The 17,874-nt window shown below is 44.5% G+C and carries 15 protein-coding genes and 2 pseudogenes; 6 read left to right on the forward strand and 11 right to left on the reverse strand.

The window, feature by feature from the left end:
• Window positions 1-14 precede the first annotated feature (14 nt).
• From HWQ23_RS10165 to HWQ23_RS10170, 3 genes and pseudogenes are all read right to left on the reverse strand, one after another.
• A complete protein-coding gene (locus tag HWQ23_RS10165) occupies window positions 15-488 on the reverse strand; it encodes a BglII/BstYI family type II restriction endonuclease (protein ID WP_292827258.1) in 474 nt (157 codons plus the stop codon).
• Window positions 489-520: 32 nt separating this feature from the next.
• Window positions 521-712, reverse strand: a pseudogene (locus HWQ23_RS33645) (hypothetical protein); the annotation flags it as partial.
• Window positions 694-942, reverse strand: a complete 249-nt coding sequence (locus tag HWQ23_RS10170) for a helix-turn-helix domain-containing protein (protein ID WP_292827261.1) — start codon at window positions 940-942, stop codon at window positions 694-696. The pseudogene HWQ23_RS33645 and the gene HWQ23_RS10170, both read right to left, overlap by 19 nt.
• A 310-nt stretch (window positions 943-1,252) precedes the next feature.
• On the opposite strand from HWQ23_RS10170, the gene cobJ reads away from it, so the two are divergent.
• A complete protein-coding gene (gene cobJ, locus HWQ23_RS10175; protein ID WP_375466479.1) occupies window positions 1,253-2,974 on the forward strand; it encodes a precorrin-3B C(17)-methyltransferase in 1,722 nt (573 codons plus the stop codon).
• 691 nt (window positions 2,975-3,665) lie between these two features.
• On the opposite strand, the pseudogene HWQ23_RS10180 reads toward cobJ, so the two are convergent.
• From HWQ23_RS10180 to HWQ23_RS10190, 3 genes and pseudogenes are all read right to left on the reverse strand, one after another.
• Window positions 3,666-4,089: pseudogene (locus HWQ23_RS10180) on the reverse strand (cupin domain-containing protein).
• Window positions 4,090-4,098: 9 nt separating this feature from the next.
• Window positions 4,099-7,011 carry a glycerol-3-phosphate acyltransferase gene (locus HWQ23_RS10185; RefSeq protein ID WP_292827266.1) on the reverse strand — a complete coding sequence of 971 codons (2,913 nt, stop codon included), beginning with the start codon at window positions 7,009-7,011 and terminating at the stop codon, window positions 4,099-4,101.
• A gap of 175 nt (window positions 7,012-7,186) precedes the next feature.
• Window positions 7,187-7,363 (reverse strand): hypothetical protein, encoded by a 177-nt coding sequence (locus HWQ23_RS10190; protein WP_292827636.1) that lies wholly within the window; start codon window positions 7,361-7,363, stop codon window positions 7,187-7,189.
• A 244-nt stretch (window positions 7,364-7,607) separates the two neighbouring features.
• On the opposite strand from HWQ23_RS10190, the gene gatA reads away from it, so the two are divergent.
• A complete protein-coding gene (gene gatA / locus HWQ23_RS10195) occupies window positions 7,608-9,068 on the forward strand; it encodes an Asp-tRNA(Asn)/Glu-tRNA(Gln) amidotransferase subunit GatA (protein WP_292827268.1) in 1,461 nt (486 codons plus the stop codon).
• A gap of 160 nt (window positions 9,069-9,228) precedes the next feature.
• On the opposite strand, the gene HWQ23_RS10200 is transcribed toward gatA, so the two are convergent.
• Both HWQ23_RS10200 and HWQ23_RS10205 read right to left on the reverse strand, forming a co-directional pair.
• Window positions 9,229-9,702 carry a helix-turn-helix domain-containing protein gene (locus tag HWQ23_RS10200; protein ID WP_292827271.1) on the reverse strand — a complete coding sequence of 158 codons (474 nt, stop codon included), beginning with the start codon at window positions 9,700-9,702 and terminating at the stop codon, window positions 9,229-9,231.
• A gap of 446 nt (window positions 9,703-10,148) precedes the next feature.
• On the reverse strand, window positions 10,149-10,883 hold the full coding sequence (locus HWQ23_RS10205; RefSeq protein WP_292827274.1) for an SDR family oxidoreductase: 735 nt from the start codon (window positions 10,881-10,883) through the stop codon (window positions 10,149-10,151).
• A 162-nt stretch (window positions 10,884-11,045) separates the two neighbouring features.
• Between HWQ23_RS10205 and HWQ23_RS10210 the strand changes: the two genes are divergently transcribed.
• Window positions 11,046-11,984, forward strand: coding sequence for an AraC family transcriptional regulator (locus HWQ23_RS10210; protein ID WP_292827621.1), 939 nt, complete (start codon window positions 11,046-11,048; stop codon window positions 11,982-11,984).
• Window positions 11,985-12,115: 131 nt separating this feature from the next.
• The gene (locus HWQ23_RS10215; RefSeq protein WP_292827277.1) at window positions 12,116-12,745 is read left to right on the forward strand and encodes a PadR family transcriptional regulator; all 630 of its coding nucleotides are present in this window, start codon (window positions 12,116-12,118) and stop codon (window positions 12,743-12,745) included.
• A gap of 56 nt (window positions 12,746-12,801) precedes the next feature.
• Here the strand turns inward: HWQ23_RS10215 and HWQ23_RS10220 are convergent, their stop codons facing one another.
• A complete protein-coding gene (locus tag HWQ23_RS10220; protein ID WP_292827280.1) occupies window positions 12,802-13,488 on the reverse strand; it encodes an HAD family hydrolase in 687 nt (228 codons plus the stop codon).
• A 195-nt stretch (window positions 13,489-13,683) separates the two neighbouring features.
• Here HWQ23_RS10220 and HWQ23_RS10225 point away from each other — a divergent pair, with 195 nt between their 5' ends.
• Entirely contained in the window at window positions 13,684-14,457 is a 774-nt protein-coding gene (locus HWQ23_RS10225; protein ID WP_292827283.1) for a glucosamine-6-phosphate deaminase, read from the forward strand.
• A 141-nt stretch (window positions 14,458-14,598) separates the two neighbouring features.
• Here HWQ23_RS10225 and HWQ23_RS10230 read toward each other — a convergent pair whose 3' ends face one another.
• A complete protein-coding gene (locus HWQ23_RS10230) occupies window positions 14,599-15,084 on the reverse strand; it encodes a pentapeptide repeat-containing protein (protein WP_292827286.1) in 486 nt (161 codons plus the stop codon).
• A 126-nt stretch (window positions 15,085-15,210) separates the two neighbouring features.
• Between HWQ23_RS10230 and HWQ23_RS10235 the strand changes: the two genes are divergently transcribed.
• Window positions 15,211-17,274: a potassium channel family protein gene (locus HWQ23_RS10235; protein WP_292827289.1), complete on the forward strand. Its 2,064-nt coding sequence runs from the start codon at window positions 15,211-15,213 to the stop codon at window positions 17,272-17,274.
• A 132-nt stretch (window positions 17,275-17,406) separates the two neighbouring features.
• Here the strand turns inward: HWQ23_RS10235 and HWQ23_RS10240 are convergent.
• Window positions 17,407-17,874 (reverse strand): WGxxGxxG family protein (locus HWQ23_RS10240; RefSeq protein ID WP_292827292.1); only part of this gene is annotated, 468 nt, incomplete at its 5' end.

Consider the following 17,874-nt stretch of genomic DNA (forward strand, 5'->3'; position numbering starts at 1 on the left):
ATATCGCCTCTGCATCACTTCAAAATTTTGATCATAAATAGACAACGACTGCGGGCTGAACGTCCAGCAATGATTTGGCATTGGCGACTAACTCTAGTATTCACAGTTCTAGAATATCTTTTAGATAAATACTCAGTCCAGATGATCGGCACTATTGTATTTTGTTGTTCAAATAATCCAACCAGTCTGATTGGTACATCAAAAACTTGGTATTTAATCAAAGCTGTTAACTGATTAACCGCTTGCTCGTAATAAAGAGTGCTATTGGAAGCAGGAAACATCAGAGCCTTTGTCACCAGAATTACTAGATTAGTCGGGTATCGAACAAATTCAGTTTTAGCTTTGAAGAACAATTCTGAGCGTAAGGTGTTATTGAGTAGGAAGGGATAATTAGAAAATTGAATTTCAATGATAATGCCAGCTTTGGCAAAATCAACCTCTGTACCCAAAAATCTGTAAGGTACTGGAAAGGTATATTTGATTGCCAACCATTATGAATAAAGGCAGCTTTAATGTATTCGTTTGTACCTACTGGATCGAATATTGCATTACCCTGAATTCCAGCTTGATCTGAAGCCTTGATGTGTAAAGGCATTCTAGTGAGAGTAGTACTAATCTCCTGCCATTCGTTCTGGTATTGGGTGTTAATGATTGTATCTGCTGCGTTAAAGTCAACATATTGAATAATGATTATTACGTCTCCTTTTGGTATTTCAACAGTTCTTCGATAAAAGCAAGCGGATCTATTTCAAGGACTTGGGCAACTTGTAAAAATTCAATCACGTCAAGACGACGCTCTCCACGTTCATACTTTGATACGTAGGATTGCGGAAGCTCTAGCTTTGCTGACAACTCTGCTTGAGTGAGCTTGGCAGTTCTGCGGGCTTCGATAAGTAGCTGACAAAACCGATTGTACTCTTCGCTGAAAACCGATTTAGGCACTTTAAATTGCCTTTTTTCTGGCAATGGTTTATTCGATCTCGATGAGAGTTAGTACATATTGCTAAACTCAATTAAATTCTAAAACCTAATATGGGATAAACCCAAAATAGGTTTTAGAAAGCTACTACAAAGACAGCACGCGCGTAGGCGTTGGCGTAGCCTCTCCTTGGCGCAGCCTCTCGTAGAGAAGAGTTGCCGGTCGTAGACATCGCACTCTGAATTCCCCAAGCTCGTAAACAGGAAGTCGCTGTGTGTCTAAATCTGTGGTTTCATTTGAAGGATATCAGATTTTGCAAGATATCTACTTATGATGATCAACGTTGCACCCGCCATTGTAGTTCTAGGTCAAAATAGCGTCACAGTAGCACGCAAAATAATCACAGTCCTACCAGGGGCGACACTATACGGTCTAGCGGGTCGCACATCTGGAGTTGATGTCAGCTTTACTAATTTTGGCGAGACGTTGCGCGAGTTATTTGTCCAGGGAACGCCGTTGATTGGCATTTGTGCCGCCGGTATTTTAATTAGGACGCTAGCTCCCATACTCTCAGATAAACGACAGGAACCACCATTGCTAGCTGTGGCTGAGGATGGTAGTGCTGTTGTCCCCCTCTTAGGCGGACTTGCTGGGGTAAACGATTTGGCTCGCCGCATTGCCGAAGTGCTTGATGTCAAACCGGCAATTACGACCACAGGCGATTTACGTTTGGGCACAACGCTGTTGTTTCCTCCCCCTGGATACCATTTAGCAAACCCAGACGATGCGAAGAAATTTATCTCAGATTTGCTAGCCGGGGCACAAGTCAAACTAGAAGGCATAGCACCTTGGTTGAGCAATAGTAAACTACCCATAGATCCAAAGGGAGATTTGACCATCCAAGTTACCGAACATTTGGTGACTCCTACAGCCAACTGCCTTGTCTACCACCCAGCAACGATCGCGATCGCAATTAGTGAGATCATTGATGATCCAGTAGCTTTAGTACAGCAGCTAGTAGCTGCTGCCAAACTAGAAAAAGCATCAGTCGCCGGAATATTTGCACCCATCACCGCCGCAGCCGATCCCGCAATCCACGCCGTAGCTAGCGCCTTGGGAGTGCCTGCCCGCTTTTTTACCCCAAATCAGCTAGAAACTCTGTTATCGCAAGGTTATAGCCCCGCCCAAGCCGCAGCGATCGCCGCCACAGGTACATCTGTTTTATCTTCTTTATCCCCCCACGTTGCGATCGCTATTGCCTCTCAACCAATAGACCCCAACACCATCGGTCAGCCACGGGGACGGTTAGCGATTATTGGCACGGGCCCTGGTGGTTCGCAGTGGATGTCTCCCGAAGTGAAAGAGATACTCAAGTCGGCAACTGACCTAGTGGGTTATAAAACTTATTTAGATTTAGTCGGTTCTCTGGCTGATGGCAAGCAACGGCATGAGTCCGACAACCGCGAAGAAGAATCACGGGCAAAAATGGCTCTTGATTTGGCAGCATCTGGGCGATATGTAGCTGTAGTTTCATCAGGTGATCCCGGTATCTATGCAATGGCAACAGCAGTTTTTGAAGTATGCGATCGCTATGCCAAACCCGAATGGGAGAGTATCGACATTCATGTGGCACCAGGCATCTCAGCTATGCAGGCAGCAGCAGCAGCGATTGGTGCCCCCCTTGGACATGACTTCTGCGTTATTTCCCTTTCGGATATTTTGAAACCTTGGTCTGCGATCGCACAACGAATTACTGCTGCTGCTGAGGCTGATTTCGTCATTGCTTTCTACAATCCTGTTTCCAAAGAGCGGACTTGGCAACTAGCAGAAGCGAGAAATATTTTGCTGCAACATCGAACACCGGATACACCAGTAGTATTGGCACGGAATCTCGGCAGACCAGGACAGACGGTGAAAGCGATCGCACTTGATGAGTTAGCACCAGCAACGGCCGATATGCGGACAATTATTCTCGTCGGTTCTACAAAAACCCGAACCATCAAACGCCGCGATGGTAGTATCTGGGTTTATACGCCGCGTCGCTATACCGAATAATAGGCATAAATAGCAACTTCTACTTTGACGTTTGGGTGTTTCGCGCAGTCTGTAATAACTTCTGCCTTGACGTTTGGGTGTTTCGCGCAGTCTGTAGCAACTTCTGCCTTAACGTTTGGGTGTTTCGCGCAGTCTGTAGCAACTTCTGCCTTGACGTTTGGGTGTTTCGCGCAGTCTGTAGCAACTTCTGCCTTGACGTTTAGGTGTTTCGCGCAGTCTGTAGCAACTTCTGCCTTGACGTTATCAGAAACACACTTGCGTTATATAACCCTGGTTACGGTATTACGCAATATAGGGATGCCTGCGGCGGTAAACTAGGCTCAATTTGAACAGATAGCTTACAAATTTCTGCTTAATGGAGAAATAGAAACAGGTAGTCTAACTTACCAGCAATTAGATGAACAGGCACGAGCTTCTGAGTTAAGCAAAAGGTTTTTATAAACACAGGAGTAATTCCGCTTAACCCCAAGCGTATTGTGTTATGCCCTCACTGCGTGTTTTATTCAAAATAAGGGGCTTCCTAATAAAAAAATATCCAATTATTTATTGTGGGGTGGGCCGAAAAGCCCGCCCTTGGTTACTGGGCAGGCTTTTCGGCCCACCCCACAAGTAGTAGTAATTTATTTCTTGGAAGTCCCTAAAACTAACCTAATACCAAATCTATGTGAGGCTGCATAGAATAAGTTCCTTGTCAAGCATGGAGTTTCAAGGATTTTATTCTGTGCATCTTCATAGAGAATTGGTATAAGTTGCTAGTTAATGCTCCTAACTGATGATTAGCTCGATTCGATTTTTCGACTCGCAAACCAAAGTACGTTAAAACAAGCTCAGTTGAGCCACTATTGACAACTTTATGCACTTCTCCCGGTTCTATTGCCACGCAGTTTCCCGGAAGCAGGGAGTATGTCAACATCAATTTGAATTACTCCTGAACCAGCTTCCACAAAGAATACTTCAGACATATCTTGATGCGCGTGTGCTGGTGCGATTTGCCCGGGAGCAAAACGTGCTTGAGAAAAGTTAGTTAGGTGAGGTAAATCGCCGAAGCATAGCATCAGCTTTTTCTTGATTTCGGGATTGTGAGAAACAGACTCTTCTGGCAAGTTTTTCACCAGAAGTGGTAATCATTCCGGTCTTAAATCGTTAGATAATTCCACAATACCCCTAGACCCATCAATCCGTACTCGTTGACCATCTTGCAGTAGCCATGTAGCACCCCGAACATCCATTACAGCCGGAATTCCATACTCACGAGCAACGATCGCACCGTGAGAAAGTCGTCCCCCAACTTCGGCAATTAATCCCCCAGCCCTTAATAACAATGGTGCCCAGCCGGAATCTGTGTAAGGCACTACCAGGATTGTATCTCGGTCAATCTCTGGCACATCTTGTAAATTTCGCAACACCTTCACCCTACCTTCAGCTTGCCCGTGACTGGCTCCAATACCTTGTAAGATTTGGTCAGAGTAGACCGCAGAGGGAGCTAAGGGGTGAGGGGGTGTATTGCCGTAGACTAAAAGGGGTACTTGAATGATCTGGCTATCTTGCAGGAATTGCGATCGCCTCAATTGCACTAACTTATCCAACTGCTCAATTAACTTGGAATCTCCACCCCCAACTAGCCGCCGCACTTCATCAAAGTTGAGAAAAAAGATATCTCCTGTTTTCTTGAGTAAGCCGGACTTTAACCAAATTTTCTCTAAAGCTAGAAAACTCCAACGCAATTGGGCTAAAAGGCGTGAATAAACTTCGGTAACTCGCCCTTTGATATCCACACGCCGTTGCACAAAAGAGCGTTTGGGCTTACCAGCAAAGATGCTATTAATCGCGTCTTTAGCGCCTGATTGTGGTTCGTTACCCTGCATTAACTGCACAAACATCTGCTTAATCATCTGGGGATTCTCCCGCCAAGTGGGAACGGAAATATCAGTTCCCACTTCACTTAAATAGCCGTAATCCTGAAGCAATTCCTCAAATCCTTGTAGGATCTTCTCTCCTTCGGGGGTTTGCTTTAATTGCTCAAATACCTGCTGTGGCTCAAAAGAAAGCAATACCTGCTTGGCATCTGTAGCTAAAGCACTCAGCGATCGCAATGCCGCTACCTCTGGAGTAACGCTGTTATCAATTTGTCCATCCTTCACCCGAAAAATCCCCTGGCGGAGGGCAGCGCTCAAGGGAGCTAAAATGCTGTAATACGTCCCATGACGCACCAACTCTAAAATAAAGTCAATTCTTGCCAACAGCTTGGATGGTTCCAAGTTATCTATATCTGACTGCACCAACTGCGACAACCCAGGAATGAATCGTTTATGATAATCCCGCTTGAAGTCTTTTTCTAAACTTAATTCCCGCCTCAGCAACTTCCCTAGTCCTGGCAAATTTTCCCAAGTTGACTTCCAAGATGGCTTACTTAATTTAGCTCCTCTGGTTAAAAATTCCAGACTTGACGACGGCAGTCCCATGCGGAGAAAAATATCTCCTAAGAGGGATGCATTAAAGTAGGCTCTTGAATAGTGCAGAGTTGCTGTTTCGGTGAAATCTAACCCCGAAGCGCGATCGCCTAAAACTAAGGTAAAAAGTTCTCCCCAAACTCCACAAGTTAATGGACGATTAATCGACCATGTTAAGGGGTGGATTACTCCGGGAATCACTTCCGCGGCGATTTTGCGTGTCCACATGGGCAACAGAGTGGTGATCGGTCGAGATTGCAATACCCAGAGTGTTTGTCCGTCATAACTCCACTCGATATCTTGAGGTGTACCATGATAACGTTTTTCGAGTCGGTAAGCTAAGTATGCAACTTGTTTGATTAATGCTTGTGGTACTCGTCCTTCACCCTCTAATTGCACAGAGGAAGAATTTTCTGTTTCCAGGACAAAAGCGCGATATTGTTCTGGTGTGACTTTTCCGGAAACGACTTGTGTCGCGTTGCCTGGAAGGGCTTCAATGATGATTGCATCACCTTGCTGGGTAATGGGATCGCGGCTGAAAGCGACGCCAGAATAGACACTCTGGACTTGTTGTTGAATCAACACAGCCATTGCTGAGTCATTTAAGCCGCGATCGCGCCGATATTGCACGGCAGATGGATGATTGTAGGAAGCTTGAACTTGAGCGATCGCTGACTGCAATGCCTCTGGGTTAGTAACATTTAAAACTGTTTCATACTGCCCAGCAGCAGAAGCCTGTTCTGAATCTTCTCCAATCGCAGAAGAACGCACCACCAAGGGGGATAATTCTGATGGCTGGAGAAATGTCAACAGTTGCGGATCATCGATTGGGGCGAGTACCCACCCTTTCGGGACTGGATAGCCCCAGCGCTTAATTTGAGATAATGTAGCCGCTTTTTCTCCGACAATCGCAGCATCTAACTCTTCATCTAGAGAAACCATTGCGCGTTGGCGTAGCCCGTCGTAGACATCGCCGCGTAAAAATTCCAGCATCGCTTGCGATTCTGTTTGTGCCTCTTGGGCTGGCAGGTTCATATCATCAGGAATTTTTGTATAAATCCAGCCCATTAAAGCAGCTAAGGCAACAGCAGCAACCATTCTGGGAATATCGCTAATGTGCAAAAGTGCGACAAACAGAGGAAAAAGAAGCAAAACCCCAAATTTGACTACCTGTCTTGATTGCAGAATTGTAAACGCAATACCTGCAAAAAAAGATACAAAGATTGCCACCAGTGGATCATGTACGACAAATCCCCAAACGACATTTGTCGTACCTGCCCCTCTGCCTATCCAGTATCTACCTATTACCAGAGCGATCAGCGCAATCAATTCCCAAGACGATCCATCTGGGAAGAAAAGGCGGGTGAGTAAAACTGCTGCAACTCCTTTAAAACCTTCTGACAAGACTGCCAGAATTCCTACAAACCTACCGCCGTGATAAAAGGCAGCTGATACACTGATGTTTCTTGTACCAACTTGCGATAATTGCTTGCGCGTAAGCGCGTAAGTAATCCATGCAATCAGGGGTAATCCGCCCAAGAGGGGGCAGACAATTAAAATAACTAAGGCACCCCAAGGTTCAAACATTCTGGATTTTGGATTTTAGATTTAAATTTTCCATCTAAAACCTCAAATCTAAAATCTAAAGTTTTTCTGAAATTTTTGATGGTTATTAGGGCGTTTTTATTTACTAGTTGCTAAATGGACACTTGGCTACGACGGAAACCGTTTTTACCAGTGTCCTTTTAGGCTACGAATGGTTTTAGTTTAGCGCATAGGCAGCTTGCAGCGCCCAGATTATGAGAGCAGCGATCGATCCCAGAAGCAACACGGTAGAGATAGTGACTACTTTTGGGGAATCTGCACCCTCAAATTTCATAATTCCTCGATTTAAGTCGGACACAGCTTTGTAATCCTCTTTTGTTGGAGCATGAAACATTTGTCCGTTTTGATTGTAGTCCTTCTATTTAAGAATGAAGTTAAATCCCTCATATTATTTTGTTTAAGCTTGGCAATTTTTCCATCACCACAATTACTTACTTCTTTAGAGGTATTAGTTATATTTTTACAATGTTCGGGGGTGGGGAGGCAGGGGGAAATAACCAATGCCCAATGCCCCATACCCAATTTCGGTCAATATGTACTAAAATCAAGGACTTGAGTGAGTCACAAAGAGAGCAATCATGGCATCCATCCGCGAGTTGCACCAACAGCTAGTAAAAAAAGAACGTTCCGCCGTTGAAATTACCCAAGAAGCTTTAGAGCGCATTCAAGCCTTAGAGCCGAAATTGCACAGCTTTTTATGTGTGACGGCAGAACGGGCATTAGAGCAGGCGGGTGCTGTGGATGCCAAAATTGCTGCGGGAGAAGAAATTGGGCTGCTAGCAGGGATTCCGGTGGGGATCAAGGACAATTTGTGTACCAAGGGAATTCCTACCACCTGCGCCTCCCGGATTTTGGAAAATTTTCTGCCGCCTTATGAATCAACGGCGACGCAAAAACTGGCAGATGTTGGGGCGGTAATGGTAGGCAAAACCAACTTAGATGAGTTTGCGATGGGTAGTTCTACAGAAAACTCTGCCTACCAAGTCACGGCTAATCCTTGGGATTTGTCACGAGTTCCAGGTGGTTCTTCGGGGGGTTCTGCGGCGGCGGTATCGGCGCAAGAATGTGTGGTTGCTCTCGGTTCTGATACTGGCGGTTCGATTCGCCAACCTGCATCTTTTTGCGGTGTGGTGGGAATGAAACCAACTTATGGCTTGGTTTCCCGTTATGGTTTGGTGGCTTACGCTTCGTCTTTGGATCAAATTGGGCCATTTGGAAAGACAGTAGAAGATGCTGCAATATTATTAGGTGCGATCGCAGGTCACGATCCCAAAGACTCTACCAGCCTGAAAGTTCCCATTCCCAACTACGCCGCCAGCTTAAAACCTGATTTCAAACCCAGAGGTCAGCTAAGAATTGGGATCATTAAAGAAACTTTTGGTGAAGGGTTGGACTCTGAAGTGGAACAAGCTGTTACCAAAGCAGTAGATATACTACAAAGTTTGGGAGCAGAAATTCATATAGTTTCTTGTCCCCGATTTCGCTATGGCTTACCCACCTACTACATTATCGCCCCATCAGAAGCGTCAGCAAACCTGGCTCGTTACGATGGCGTTAAATATGGTTATCGCGCTCCTGATGCGGATAATCTGCTATCAATGTACACTCGTACCCGTGCCACTGGTTTTGGAACAGAAGTCAAACGCCGGATTATGATTGGCACTTACGCACTTTCGGCTGGCTATTATGACGCTTACTACCTGAAAGCGCAAAAAGTTCGCACCCTGATTAAACAAGACTTTCAAAAGGCTTTTGGCGTGGTTGATGTTTTAGTTTGTCCGACATCTCCCACTACAGCATTTAAAGCAGGGGAAAAAACTACTGACCCCTTGAGTATGTATTTAACTGACTTGATGACTATTCCTGTGAATCTTGCTGGTTTACCTAGTTTAAGTTTGCCATGTGGTTTTGATGATCAGGGGCTACCGATAGGATTACAACTAATTGGCAATGTGCTGCGAGAAGACCAACTGTTTCAGGTAGCTTACGCTTATGAGCAATCCACTACTTGGCATCTGCGTAAACCGCAAATATCTTGAAAATGGGCATTGGGGATTGGGCATGGGGCATTGGTCAATAATCAATAGTTCTTCTTCCCCTGCTCCCCCTGCTCCCCCCATTCCCCATTACCCCTTATCCCCAGAGGGGGCCCTACCTTCCCCACTCCCCACTCCCCACTCCCCACTCCCTGATTACTGTTCACTGATTAGTGACCATTGACTGTTGACTATTTACTTTTGGAGTCAGGGTTTCAGATGTAATTTGTGGTGGATTAAGTGTATATAAAAGACCAGCAGATGCAGCTACTAATAATAGAATGTAGGCAACAACTAGAGGTATGTATGTATTTGCTTTATTGTCTGAATTCTGATGATCATTATTGGAGTCTTGGTGGACAACATTGCTTATCAGAGCATGTGATAAAGCATTTCCATCCAGTCCTAAAGCATCTCCATAGCGACGGAGGAATCCTTGAACAAAAATAGGCTCAGGCAATTCTTCAAATCGTTCTTCTTCTAAAGCTTGCAAAACACCTGCTCTGATGAGCGTTTGAGCAGCTATTTTTTCTATGGATATAGATTTTTCTTGCCTTACTTGTCGCAAGTGTGTGGTTATTTCCTTTAGCTGCTCTACTTGAGCTTGGTTTAAGAGCGTCACAGTCTTCTCCTGCATGGGCTAATCCTACTATTCATATAGTTAGTGAGAAGACTTAAATGTGCATACGTATTTTTACTGAACAATTGTTTTTAGTAAAAAATTTTTTGAGAATGGTTAAAGCCTAGATAATGCTAAAGCTGCCAAAAGTCAGTATTTTTTCTGTTTTAATATATACTTTATAGTAGAAAAATTAGCGTATATAAATTAACAAACTGCAATTGATAATATAAGTATTTTCCCAACTGCTACTCTGGGCTGGGATAATTGCAGCGATCGCTCTTACCAAAAGAGAGAGTGGGGAGTAAGAATTTTAGATTTTGGATTAAAGAATTGAAATTTAATCCAAAAGACGCTCCTACGTCGCTAACGCTGCGCTATCCAAAATCCTTGCATTGAATTGCCCAATGCCCACTTCCCCTTCAATGTGCGATCTGTCTATTTATTATGGATATTCTCCAGCGTTAGAATGCGCTTGCCGTCGGGCGGATAATCACTTCATTGACATCGACATCATCCGGCTGGGAAACGGCAAACAAAACCGCTCTAGCGATCGCTTCCGGAGTCAGGGCAGTTTTGCGGAGTTCTTTCAAGAAGCCTTTTGATGACTCCTCCGTGATATCACAGCCGAGTTCAGTCTCAACCACGCCAGGGGATATTATTGTCACGCGAATATTTTTCGATTCTTGACGTAATCCATCGGATATGGCCCAAACAGCATATTTTGTCGCGGAATAGACTGCGCTGGTAGGGCCTACCGTATGCGCGGCGATAGACGCGGTATTGATAAACTGTCCACCGCCTTGCGCTTCCATGATCGGCAAACCCGCAGCAATACCATTCAATACGCCGTGGATGTTCACATTAATCATGTTGTCCCACTCCTCGACTTTCAGGGCATTGATCAGCGATAGGGGCATCACCCCTGCATTGTTAAAGATGACATCGACACGACCAAACTTATCTTTGGCGAAGTGAATGAACGCTTTCATATCCTCACGATTGGCAACATCCACCGCTTTGAATTCTGCTGTATTACCCTGGTTACGGATCTCCTCAACAATCTTTTCTAGCTTTTGGGTGCGCCGTGCCCCTAAAACAACCTTTGCACCGTTTTTGGCGAGTAACTTAGCCGTGGCTTCACCGATGCCGCTACTGGCTCCAGTGATCGCAATGACTTTATTTTCTACGTTTAACATGCTTATTTTCTCTTCTGTTGAGGTTGATTTGAATTTGGGATGTGTTCATCGTATGAGTAAGCGCAAAGGTTTGGAATACACAGACCTCGCGCTTTATTGCCTAATTCTCCAAATCGATGTTCTACAATGCTTAAAAAAGGATGATTAAATTAATCGAAAAAGATTGTGGCGATCAAAATCATCAACCAAGTTATAAACCAAAGTGCGATCGCTGATCAATGTCAAGAATTGGCGGCACTAGTGACTCGTCACACCGATGGCAAAGGGAACGGTTTTCATAAAACAGCTATTGAGCAGCTGGAATTTCAGCGAGAATCTTCTGCTTCCACCACACTACAGGGTGTCTGCGAACCTATCCTCGCCATCCTTGTTCAGGGCAAAAAGGAAGCGTTGCTGGGTGAGGAAACCTATTGTTATGGCGCGGCTCAATATCTGGTCGTCTCGGTTGATTTGCCATTGAGCGCGTTTATTGTTGAGGCAACCCCAGACCAACCCTATTTAGGATTCAAGCTGAATCTAGATCCACGTCAACTCTGCGACATTATTACTGCTCAAACCAGTGTGATTGAGGGTAAGAAGAAGAACTCTGTCAGAGGCTTATTTGTCAGCACCGTCGATACACCATTGCTCGATTGTGCTATGAGACTGACACGGCTTTTGGATACGCCGCAGGATATCCCGATCCTAGCGCCGATGATTATCCGCGAAATCTATTATCGCCTTTTAATGGGTGAACAGGGCGAAGCTGTCCGCCAGATTGCGACATCTGGCAGCAACATGCAGCGCATCGCCGAGGTAATAAAACTCATCAAGGGTGATTTTACAAAGCCGATGCGGGTTGAGGAGCTAGCTGGGCAGGCAAGTATGTCTCCTTCATCTTTTCATCACCATTTCAAGTCAGTGACATCAATGAGTCCGCTTCAATATCAAAAGCAATTAAGACTATTAGAAGCACGTCGCCTGATACTTGCCGAAAACTCCAATGCGGCCAATGCTGCCTATCAGGTGGGTTATGAGAGCCAATCACAGTTCAGCCGCGAATATTCCCGCATGTTTGGTGCGCCGCCAATCAGGGACATTGAACGTTTCCGCACAGCCTGAGCGTAGACCTTTATCAGCTTTGCGTTGGCACAATTGCTTACTTCATAAATCTTCATCAAAATTCTATTCCGATATATCGCGATATATTCCGATATATCGTATAGTAGAGAAAGTTGATTTGAGATTGATTTATGTTTAGACACTTTCGGTCACGCTTTGGTACAACACCTGCATGGGCAGGAGTTAATGAAGACGATTCATTGTTTGTTAGGTCTTGGTTTGGGCATGGCAAGCATCATGGTAGAGATCATGACAAACACTTTGGCAATGAAATGTTTGGTCGTGGTTGGGGAGATGAACATCGGACTCGTCGGGGTGACATCAAGTTCATCCTGCTAGAATTGTTATCCGAGCATCCTAGTCATGGTTACGACCTGATTAAAGAGATGGAAACTCGTTACGGTGGTTTCCGCCGCCTCAGTCCTGGCTCAGTGTATCCAACACTCCAATTGCTGGAGGAAGGGGGTTATCTCAAGAGCGCACAGGAAGGTGGCAAGCGGATTTACACGATTACTGATGAAGGTAGACAATTATTGGCAGAACGTGCCGAACGAGAAACTTTAGACTCTCCTTGGGATACCGTCAAAAGTTTCGTGAAAGGTAAGCCCCAAGAGTTTATTGAGTTGCGGAATGCCGCAACAGAATTAGCTGGTGTTGTGGTGCAAGTTGCTCGCAGTGGCAACATGGAGCGTATAAATCGGGTGCGTGAGCTTCTAGAGCAAGTTAAACGGGAAATTTACGCGATTCTTGCGGAAAAATAAGTAGAGACGGGTTAGCAAATTCGCGTCTCTACTCTCGATGTTCTAAGATTTTGCGCTTACAAGTTAGAAGCGATCGCACTCAAATCTGGTTCAATGAGTGAGTTGAGCAATGTCCACAACTGCAAATCAGTAAAATCTGGAATTGCCATAAACGCGCCGACTTCTTGTAAAACTTGCGGATCGTGGGTGGAGGCGATGCCAATAGTGCGGATATCTGCGCTCACCGCAGAACGAATACCAGAGGGAGAATCTTCTAAGGCGATCGCTTCCTCTGCTGTAATCCCCAACTTATTCAGCGCAACTTGGTAAGGTGCAGGGTCGGGCTTACCTGCAATACAATCATCCGCTAAAACAACTGTATGGAAAGCTTCTTTGATTCCCAAAACCTCTAGCATAAATTCTGCATTTAATCTAGGGGCATTAGTTACTAATGCCGGCTTTAACTGATGTGTATCTGTCCATGCTAGTAGTTCAGAAAATCCACTCAACGGTTTGAGATGCGGGGCGAGTTTGCGAAAAAGCGCCTCTTTTTCGTCTGCAAATTTTTGCCCTTCTGCTGTTGATAATTGTGGCAGAATGTCCTTAACAATTTCTGGATTTAGCCGCCCACTAATTCGGGATTTATAAAATGTTTCGTCAATTTCTATGCTATAATTTAACAGCATTTGCTGCCAAGCTCGGTAGTGTATAGGGTCAGTGTTGACAATAGTGCCGTCTAGGTCAAAGAGAATTGCAGCCAGCATGATTTTTTGGTAAAATGTAAATAATTGTTAACTTAATTTAAATAGTTTACATTGTTTTTTTGTGCTTATACAGCGCAAAAAGCTATAAATTAATCTGCTAAATCCTAAAATCTATACTGGATAGGGCATGTAAAGGCAAACAGATATAGCCTCTCAAGTAACAGGCGTATAATTGATAACCTTGTGTGTAAGCAAATGCTAGCCGCTACAAACTTTTTTCGCGTTGATGATTTACTAGTGCAGATTTACAACTCTGAAGTCGAAATGGCCCAAGACGTTGCCGAAATCGCGCAAAAGCATTTACAGCAAGTTCTTAATCTTCAGGATACAGCTGCTGTATTGTTAGCAACAGGTAACTCCCAACTCAAATTTCTCGATGCTTTGATTGCATTAGGTGGTGTAGATTGGTCACGGATTATTCTGTTCCATCTAGATGAATATTTGGGAATTACTGCTGACCATTGTGCCAGTTTCCGGCGCTATCTGCGAGAACGTGTAGAGAAGCGGGTTGCTCCTAAGAAATTTCACTATATAGAAGGTGATACATTGCAACCAGTGGCAGAGTGCGATCGCTACACTAAACTACTGCTTGCCCAACCAATTGACTTATGCTGTCTTGGTGTTGGCGAAAATGGACATTTGGCTTTTAACGATCCAGCAGTAGCAAATTTTCAAGATCCTTACAGCGTGAAACTAGTGAAACTGGATACAGTGAACCGTCAGCAACAAGTAAGCACAGGTCAGTTTCCGAATCTAGAAACTGTCCCACAATATGCTTTTACTGTCACCATCCCAACGATTTGTTCAGCTAAAAAAATTATCTGTCTTGCTCCAGAAACACGTAAAGCTAATGTGGTAAAAGAGATGTTACAAGGAGCTATAAATACAGACTGTCCGGCTTCTATTCTCCGTCAACAATCCCAAGCGACGTTATTTTTGGATGTCAATTCTGCTAGTTTGCTTTCTTGAACTTCTCTCTGAATTCTCAGAGGATGTCTTAAAAGTCTTTGGTGATGTATCAAAAATAAAGCTGGTGGAATTCATTATGATTTTTTGTCAACTGTTCCTAAAGAAATTCAGGATATTATTGAAACTCAACCTTTTACATGGTTAGAAAACATCATCCCCTTTCGTTTTGCGTTCAGCAATACGTTCAGCAATATACAGGTTGGAGGTAAAACCAGGGACGAAAACTCGATCTTCCCGAACAACATCCCAGAACTCACAAGGATCTTTGCCAGAGTTATTCCGTGTAGCACCTTGAAGATTGACTCTAATAAAATGAGTACTAGTCACATCGCATAGCCTTATATTAGCCCCTCTCAAATCACAGTCATAAAACCAAGCCCATTCCAAGTCACAATTCTCGATAAGAGCATCCCTGAAGTTACAGTAAATGAATTCAGCCCTCAAATCGCAATGCCTCAACTTAATACTACTCAAGTTGACATAAGAAAATTGAGCGCCATCCAGATTGATACCTTGCAGTTCAACCCCACTCAAGTCAGCGTATTCTAAAAGGATCTGCTGGAAATCTCGCTCCCCAGCAGCATAACGTCTGAGAAATTCTTCTACAGTAACTCTCTCCCTTTCCATACCTCAACTCCCACATCAAGTAACACATATTGCCCAATGCCCAATTCCAGCGATCGCGCGATCAATGAGATATAATCCTAGCAAACACATACTGTTAGCAGTATTGAATGCTGCCATCAACAGAAAGTGCATTCCCCTCCTAGCACCAATCCCCAAAAAACCCAAGACCTTTTTTTAGTATGCGGACTCCAAAGTTTAGGGCAACATTGTGTTGCAGTCCTAAAGGAGTACGATGTTAAAGTCAATGCCATTGATGATGTGCAGCCCGAACATTGGGAAGTCCCAGAAGTACCAAGCTTACTAGAAAAGTTAATTATAGGAGACTGCCGCCAGCCAAGTGTTTTAGAACAGGCAGATATAAGCCATTGTCGTTCAATACTTTTAGTGACCAGAAATGAGCGGATAAATATAGAAGCTGCCTTTGCAGCACGGCGACTTAATCCGCACGTTCGCCTGATTGTCCGTTCTGACAAACAAAATTTTAACAAACTCTTGTGGGAAAATCTCGGCAATTTTGTTGCCTTTGAGCCTACCCATCTCTCAGCTCATGCCTTCGCTTTGACAGCCCTCGGCTCTGAAGCTATTGGGTATTTTACCTTAGAAGGGCAACTATTGCAAGTAATAAAGCACCAGGTACAAGCGAAGGATAGCTGGTGTAATGGCAAGCCAGTACATAGGCTGAATCTCACAACTCGCCGCATTTTGAGTCACATACCTGCTTCATCTAATCCACTCAAAGAATTGTTTGGCTGGAACCCAGAAGCAGAAGTGCAGGTAGGAGACACGCTAGTTTACATTGATGTTGCATACGATTTGACTTTATCTGAGCAACACCGGAAATCTCATAACCAAAGGTGGCAGTGGCAACAGTTTATCCAAGGCATCACAGCGAAGAATCTCAAGGATAAAATAGCGCAATTTTGGCAATCTTACTACCAAAGCCAAAATCAAATCCGGCGAATTGCGACAATCTATGCGATTACTGTACTCGTCCTGTGGTTTGTTGGAATAGTTCTTTACCGCTTGTATTATCCTCACATCACTTTGCAAGAAGCTTTTTATGCGACAGCAGTTTTGCTCTTGGGAGGATACGGAGATTTATTTGGCGGTGTTGAGTTTTCATCGTCGCAACTAGAACCTTCAGGCCATATCCCTTGGTGGTTGCGGTTGTTTAGTTTAGGACTCACGTTAACGGGTCAAGCTTTCGTGGGAGTATTATATGCACTGCTGACTGATGCTCTTGTCACTTCAAGATTCCATTTTTTCAATTCTCGTCCTCCAATACCACAACGCAACCATGTGGTGATTATTGGCTTAAATCGCTTGGGGCAGAGAGTGGCTGCTCTTTTGCAAGAACTCAACCAGCCGTTAGTAGGAATTCATAGTACTACTCTCGACCAAAACACTTTATCAGATATGCCCCTTATTGTTGGCAATGCTATCGAAGCACTAACTAAGGTGAATCTCTCCCGTGCTAAAAGCATCGTTTTAGTTGGGGACGATAATATGGAAAATCTGGAAATTGGTTTGATGGCTCATGCAATAAACCCCGCCACTAGCTTGATTATCCGCTCTCAAGATCGTCATTTTAGTGATAATATAGCCCCTCTGTTTCCCTATGCCCAAGTTTTGTGTGGCGCGGCTTTATCCGCAGAAGTCTTTGCTTGTGCCGCCTTTGGAGAAAATGTTCTGAGCTTGTTTCACTTGAGCGATCAAATAGTCATGGTGACGGAATACAAGATCGAAGAGGGCGATACTCTTAATGGGTTGCTTTTATCTGAAATAGCATACGGGTACAGTGTTGTGCCGATTCTCTACCAGAAATATCAGCGAGACAATTACTCCTTAATGCCCTGGTATGATGTTAAACTTCATGCTGGCGATCGCTTGATTGTTTTAGCCACAAGCAGTAGTTTGCAGCGAATTGAATGGGGTGAAATGCTGCCTCGCCTTTGGCAGGTGCAGATTGAAAAAGCTCTGACTACTAATGCTATTATGTATGGTGCTGAAGAAATAGTCTTGATTACGGGATGTAGTTCTGCTACTGCTAGGCAATGGATGAATAATTTGCCTGGAGTGTTGCCGATACCACTTTATAAACATCAAGCTCAACGCCTTGTGCGTGAGTTAACAAAAATACAAGTTTTAGCAAATGTAATGTTCATTGGGCAAGGCAGTAGCTCGACTTGAGCGAACTGGCATGTGATTATAGGGCGCAATATCAATATATTGTGCCCCTCACACATACATCTGGTTTAACACTGTAATAGCCTGAAGTTGAAACAAACGACAGTTGTACGGCCCCTACAGTGTTGGTGAATACTATCTAGAACGAGTACCTGTTGCTTCATTAGGATCGCTATAAGCCCGGACTTTATCGCGATTACGAGTCAGACCTGCTAAACCAGCTAGACCAAGTAAACCTAGCCAACCCCAATCGAAACCGCGATCGCTAGTTCTTTCGGAAGCTGTAATACCTGTATTCCTGCTAGTACCTGTTGTGTCAGTGCCTGTAGTGCCACTGCCTGTTGTATCAGTACCTGTAGTTCCACTGCCTGTAGTGCCACTGCCTGTTGTATCAGTGCCTGTAGTTCCACTGCCTGTAGTTCCAGTGCCACCAGTGCCAGTACCTGTACCACTACCTGTTGTACCACTGCCTGTTGTATCAGTACCTGTACCGCTACCTGTACCGCTACCTAGACCACTACCGCTTGTACCGCTACCTGTACCGCTACCTAGACCACTACCGCTTGTACCGCTACCTGTACCGCTACCTAGACCACTACCGCT

The organism is Nostoc sp. JL33, from assembly GCF_017114985.1.
GTDB lineage: Bacteria > Cyanobacteriota > Cyanobacteriia > Cyanobacteriales > Nostocaceae > Nostoc.